6 protein-coding genes are annotated in these 5,188 nt (G+C 63.9%); 1 reads left to right on the top strand and 5 read right to left on the bottom strand.

Features of this window, described 5'->3' with window-relative positions; all coding sequences use genetic code 11:
• The 5 genes from htpG to groES all read right to left on the bottom strand — a co-directional run.
• Positions 1-1,872, bottom strand: a 1,872-nt coding sequence (gene htpG, locus ACIPIA_RS10000) for a molecular chaperone HtpG (RefSeq protein WP_400509054.1), incomplete at its 3' end; no start/stop codon positions are given.
• A 117-nt stretch (positions 1,873-1,989) separates the two neighbouring features.
• Positions 1,990-2,256, bottom strand: coding sequence for a hypothetical protein (locus tag ACIPIA_RS09995; RefSeq protein ID WP_400509053.1), 267 nt, complete (start codon positions 2,254-2,256; stop codon positions 1,990-1,992).
• Between the two features lie 54 nt (positions 2,257-2,310).
• A complete protein-coding gene (locus ACIPIA_RS09990) occupies positions 2,311-2,511 on the bottom strand; it encodes a hypothetical protein (protein WP_400509051.1) in 201 nt (66 codons plus the stop codon).
• 87 nt (positions 2,512-2,598) lie between these two features.
• The gene (gene groL / locus ACIPIA_RS09985; RefSeq protein WP_400509050.1) at positions 2,599-4,224 is read right to left on the bottom strand and encodes a chaperonin GroEL; all 1,626 of its coding nucleotides are present in this window, start codon (positions 4,222-4,224) and stop codon (positions 2,599-2,601) included.
• 58 nt (positions 4,225-4,282) lie between these two features.
• Positions 4,283-4,597, bottom strand: coding sequence for a co-chaperone GroES (groES, locus tag ACIPIA_RS09980; RefSeq protein ID WP_400509048.1), 315 nt, complete (start codon positions 4,595-4,597; stop codon positions 4,283-4,285).
• A gap of 262 nt (positions 4,598-4,859) precedes the next feature.
• On the opposite strand from groES, the gene ACIPIA_RS09975 reads away from it, so the two are divergent.
• The gene (locus ACIPIA_RS09975) at positions 4,860-5,129 is read left to right on the top strand and encodes an usg protein (RefSeq protein WP_400509046.1); all 270 of its coding nucleotides are present in this window, start codon (positions 4,860-4,862) and stop codon (positions 5,127-5,129) included.
• Positions 5,130-5,188 lie beyond the last annotated feature (59 nt).

Raw genomic sequence — 5,188 nt, 5'->3', positions numbered from 1 at the left:
CAAGCTGCGCGTCACCAGCCGGCCCAGCCTTTCGGCGAACGCGTTCGCATCTGCTGGGCGTTCGCCGTCCAGCACGCGGGCGGTCTCCAAGAGCAGATGGGTCACGTCGCGACGCAGCGCCTCATCCTCGACCGAGCCGAGGGCCGAGACCATCGCATGGCGCGCGTTGACCTCGAGGATCGGTTTGGCCGCACTCTCAACGCGACCAGCTGCGCTGAGCAGGCGTTCGAACTGGCGATCCGGCCCCTTATCCGACGCGACAAGGCAGACCGCGCTATCGGTCAGCCGATCGGACGATCGGACATCGGCGACCTCGTCGGCCAAGATCTCCTTCATCGACGCGAGCAGAGCGGTGATCTTCTCGCTACCTTCCGCCGGCGGAGGTGCTGCGCCGTCTAGCAACGGGATAAGACTAAGATCGGCCGCGCCTTGTGTCACCGACTTGAACGACTTGCCTTCGAAATCCGCTGTGGCCGACGCCCAGAAGCTGTCGATCGGATCCGACAGCAGCAGCACCTCGATGCCGCGCGCCCGGAAGCCTTCGAGCTGGGGGGAGTGGGCGATCCGGGAGGCATCGTCGCCGGCGATGAAGTAGATCGCGGTCTGGTTGCCCTTAAGCGCGCCGACATAGTCCTTGAGGCTACGCCAACCTGCGCCGGAGGCCGTCGTCCGGAAGCGAGCGAGGCCGAGCAGTTGCTCCCGGCGCGCGAAATCCTCGTACAGCCCTTCCTTGATGACAACGCCGAAATTGTCCCAGATCAGTCGGAAGGTGTCCGGGCTCTGTTCGGCCAGTTTTGTGAGATCGGCGAGGATGCGGTTGGTGACACCCTTCTTGATCGCCCCGAGCAGCGGGCTGTCCTGGATCATCTCGCGTGAGACGTTCAGCGGCAGGTCGGCGGTGTCGACGATGCCGCGGACGAAGCGCAGGTAGCGCGGAAGGAGCTCGGCCTCGTCCGTAATGAAGACGCGCTTCACGTAGAGCTTGATCCGCCCCTTGCGATCGGCGTCGAAGAGATCGAACGGACGCGCGCCCGGGACGAAGGCCAGCGCGGTATATTCGTGCAGGCCTTCGGCGCGAAAATGGATCGTGGCTGCCGGCTCGTCATATTGTCCCGCAACGCTGCGATAGAAATCGGCGTATTCGTCCGTCGTGATTTCGCTCTTCGGCTTGGTCCAGAGCGCGGCGCCGTCCGATAGGGCCACCGCATCGGCGCCCGGCTCCCTGATTAGCGAGATCGGGACCGGTACATGGCCGGACTGTTCCTTGACGATGCGCTCCAGCGTCCAGCGCTCGGCATAGGACTTGGCCTCCTCCATCAGGTGAAGCGTCACGCGCGTCCCGCGGGACGGAGCCTCGTCCAGGGCCGCGGGCGCCACGGTGAACTCGCCCTTGCCGTCCGAAGACCAGGTCCAGGCTTCGGCGCTGCCGGCACGGCGGCTGACAACCTCGACCTTCTCTGCCACCATGAAGGCGGAATAAAAGCCGACGCCGAACTGGCCGATGAGCTGCGCGCCGTCCTTGCCTTCGGTGTTAGCGACCCGCTCCATGAAGCTGCGTGTTCCCGAGCGAGCGATCGTGCCGAGAGCTTCGATCATCTCGTCATGACCCATGCCGATGCCGTTATCGGCGATGGTCAGCTCGCCAGCCTCAGGATCGGCCGAGATGGTGATCGCGAGCTTTGGGTCGTGGCCCAGAAGCTCGGGTTTGCCAATCGCTTCGTAGCGCAGCTTCTCGCAAGCGTCGGCTGCGTTCGAGATCAGTTCGCGCAGGAAAACGTCCCTGTCGGAATAGACCGAATGCACCATCATGTGCAGCAGGCGGGAGACGTCGGCTTCGAAGCTGCGATGCTCGGGCGTGGCGGTCGTAGTCATTCGGTTTTCTCGAAAGGATGGGGCAGCGGGGAGACCCTGGCACAGAGCGATATCCTGAGGAACCGCTGCGATCCAGCCGGTTTGCTGACGGCCGGGGACGACAACAGCGAGTGGCGTTCACCCCCTCCCCGACGCTTGTCGGTTGGATAGCGTCCTCATCAGAGCAAGTATGGCGTTCAGGCGAGCGGTCGCGAACTCACCGGCGCCGGGCAATTGAGCCTCGACGTGGGCGGCGACGGTCTGCCAGGTTGCCGATCCATCTCGCGTCATCACGGCCAGGAGATTGTCCTTGAGCCCATAAGTTGCGCTCTCGGCGTTGGTGATGAGGGCCTTGAAGCGGTCGGAAGGCGAGAGGTCCTGAGGTTGCTGTGGGCCGTCGGTCATGTCGGATATCTGATGCGATTGAGGGAATGGTGGGGTTTTGATGCGGGTTCTCGCCTAGGCCTTCTCGCGGAACCGATCGATCGCACGCTGTGCGAGATCATCCTCGTCGAGCGCCAGTGGAACCAGCGAAGCCACGATATAGGCGAGGTTGTTTCGCTCCAGCTCGTCCGAGCCTTCCGAAAGCGACGCCTTGAGCTCCGCCCAGGCCTTTTCAAGAGCGGCCTCTGCACGGGCCAGGTCAACAGGATCAGACAACGATGAAAAGGGCATGGCTCCCCTCGCATGCCTAGGAGAACACGGCGTTGAGAGAGGGCGCCGCGGAAGCCGCGGCGCCCTCGATGCTCAGTAATCCATGCCGCCGGCGGGCATGGCAGGCGCCGGGTCCTTCTTCGGCGCCTCGGCGATCATCGCCTCGGTGGTGATCAGCAGGCCTGCGACAGACGCCGCGTCCTGGATTGCGGTGCGCACCACCTTCGTCGGGTCGATGATGCCGGCCTTGACCAGATCGCCGTACTCGCCGGTCTGGGCATCATAGCCCCAGGCGTAGTCCGAAGACTCCAGCAGCTTGCCGACCACGACGGGGCCATCGCCGCCGGCATTCTCGACGATCTGGCGGGCCGGGGCCGTGATCGCCTTGCGGACGATCTCGACACCGGTCTTCTGGTCGTCATTGCCGGGCACGACCGCTTCGAGCGCCTTGACCGCGCGCAGGAGGGCGACGCCGCCGCCTGGCAGAATGCCTTCTTCCACCGCAGCGCGGGTCGCGTTCAGGGCATCGTCAACGCGGTCCTTCTTCTCCTTGACCTCGACCTCGGTCGCGCCGCCGACGCGGATGACCGCGACGCCGCCGGCGAGCTTGGCCAGACGCTCCTGGAGCTTCTCACGGTCGTAGTCCGACGAGGTCTCCTCGATCTGCGTCTTGATCTGGGCGACGCGGGCGTCGATCTCGGCCTTCTTGCCGGCACCGTCGACGATGGTCGTGTTCTCCTTCTCAATCCTGACCTTCTTGGCGCGGCCGAGCATGTCGAGCGTGACCGTCTCCAGCTTGATGCCGAGATCCTCGCTGATCGCGGTGCCGCCGGTCAGGATCGCGATATCCTCCAGCATGGCCTTGCGGCGGTCGCCGAAGCCCGGAGCCTTGACGGCGGCGATCTTCAGGCCGCCCCTTAGCTTGTTGACGACGAGCGTGGCGAGAGCCTCGCCCTCGACATCCTCCGCCACGATCAGCAGGGGCTTTCCGGTCTGCACGACTGCTTCCAGCAGCGGCAGCATCGTCTGGAGGCCCGAGAGCTTCTTCTCGTGGATCAGGATGTATGGATCGTCCAGCTCGGCGACCATCTTCTCGGTGTTGGTCACGAAATAGGGCGAGAGATAGCCGCGGTCGAACTGCATGCCCTCGACGACGTCGAGCTCGGTCTCGGCGGTCTTGGCTTCCTCGACGGTGATGACACCCTCCTTGCCGGCCTTCTTCATCGCCTCGGCGATCATCGCGCCGATCGTGCGGTCGCCATTGGCGGAGATGGTACCGACCTGCGCGACTTCCTCTGAGCCGGTGATGGTCTTCGAGTGGTCGCCGAGCGACTTCGTCACCGCCTCTACTGCGAGATCGATGCCGCGCTTCAGGTCCATCGGGTTCATGCCGGCCGCAACCGCCTTGGCACCCTCTCGCACGATCGCCTGGGCGAGCACCGTCGCGGTCGTGGTGCCGTCGCCAGCGGCGTCGTTCTGCTTCGAGGCCACTTCCCGGACCATCTTGGCACCCATATTCTCGAACTTGTCGGAAAGCTCGATCTCCTTGGCGACGGTGACGCCGTCCTTGGTGATGCGCGGAGCGCCGAACGACTTCTCGATCACGACGTTGCGGCCCTTCGGACCCAGCGTGACCTTCACGGCATTCGCCAGCGTGTCGACGCCGCGCAGCATCCGCTCGCGCGCGTCCTGCGAAAACTTCACGTCCTTCGCAGCCATGATTCCTCACTCCTTCAGACTTGAGGTTTCAGGTTGATGATGGGGGATAAAGGCCCCGTCAGGCGGCCTTCTTGAGGGCGCCAGTCGTCTCGACGACGCCCATGATGTCGGACTCCTTCATGATCAGGAGATCCTGGCCATCGATCTTGACCTCGGTGCCGCTCCATTTGCCGAAGAGCACGCGGTCGCCGACCTTGACGTCGGGCGGCACGAGATTGCCGGTCTCGTCGCGCGCGCCGGCGCCGACGGCGACGACCTCGCCCTCCTGCGGCTTTTCCTTGGCTGTGTCGGGAATGATGATCCCGCCCTTGGTCCTCTCCTCGGCGTCGATGCGCTTCACGACGACGCGGTCATGCAGTGGCCGAAACTTCATGAGTTCCTCCAGTTTCCATGTCGGTCACATGTCAAAGCGGGTCGGCCCTGTTCGGGTCTCGCGGCGAGGTTCCGCGCGCCCCTGAGGCGCCGTGCCCGCGCGATGATTTGGGTTGCCCGATTTTTGCCTTCAAGAGGTCGGCAGCACTTTTTTTGATCGAGTGCTAACAGGCTGAAAAGGCCACACAATCGCAACTTTTCATGTTGCCAGGGCGTTGAGAATCCGCTGCCATCAGCGCAGTGAAAACAGGGAGCTGAAAGGAATGGCTTCGAAGGACTTCGCCCGCCAGATCTCCGGCTATGGGTTGACCACCGCCGGGATCCTCTACCGACTGCCCGATCACCCGTCGATCCTCCAGGAATATATCTGGCAGGATTATGACCTCGCTCCGCGCTTTCCCGAGCTCAACAAGTTCCTCGCCTTCTGGGAAGCCAAGCTCGACGGCAAGCTGTTTCGCATCACCGTCGCCCACAAGGACCTGATCGGTCCGGCCGATCTCAGCGCGGTCAGCGGCGAGTTCCGCCTCCAGTGACGTCGCTACTTCGAAAGGCTTGATCCGGAGAACACGGTTGCGACGAGGAGATCCTCGAC

The sequence above is a fragment of the Allobosea sp. CER48 genome, assembly GCF_044752385.1.
GTDB lineage: Bacteria > Pseudomonadota > Alphaproteobacteria > Rhizobiales > Beijerinckiaceae > Allobosea.
Note: the sequence above shows the minus strand (reverse complement) of the source record. Positions and strands in the feature narration are given on the sequence as shown.

Excerpts from the sequence above, each read along its gene's own strand:
- ACIPIA_RS09995 (WP_400509053.1), bottom strand. The coding sequence starts at position 2,256 with ATGACCGACGGCCCACAGCAACCTCAGGACCTCTCGCCTTCCGACCGC.
- groL (WP_400509050.1), bottom strand. The coding sequence starts at position 4,224 with ATGGCTGCGAAGGACGTGAAGTTTTCGCAGGACGCGCGCGAGCGGATG.
- groES (WP_400509048.1), bottom strand. The coding sequence starts at position 4,597 with ATGAAGTTTCGGCCACTGCATGACCGCGTCGTCGTGAAGCGCATCGAC.
- ACIPIA_RS09975 (WP_400509046.1), top strand. The coding sequence starts at position 4,860 with ATGGCTTCGAAGGACTTCGCCCGCCAGATCTCCGGCTATGGGTTGACC.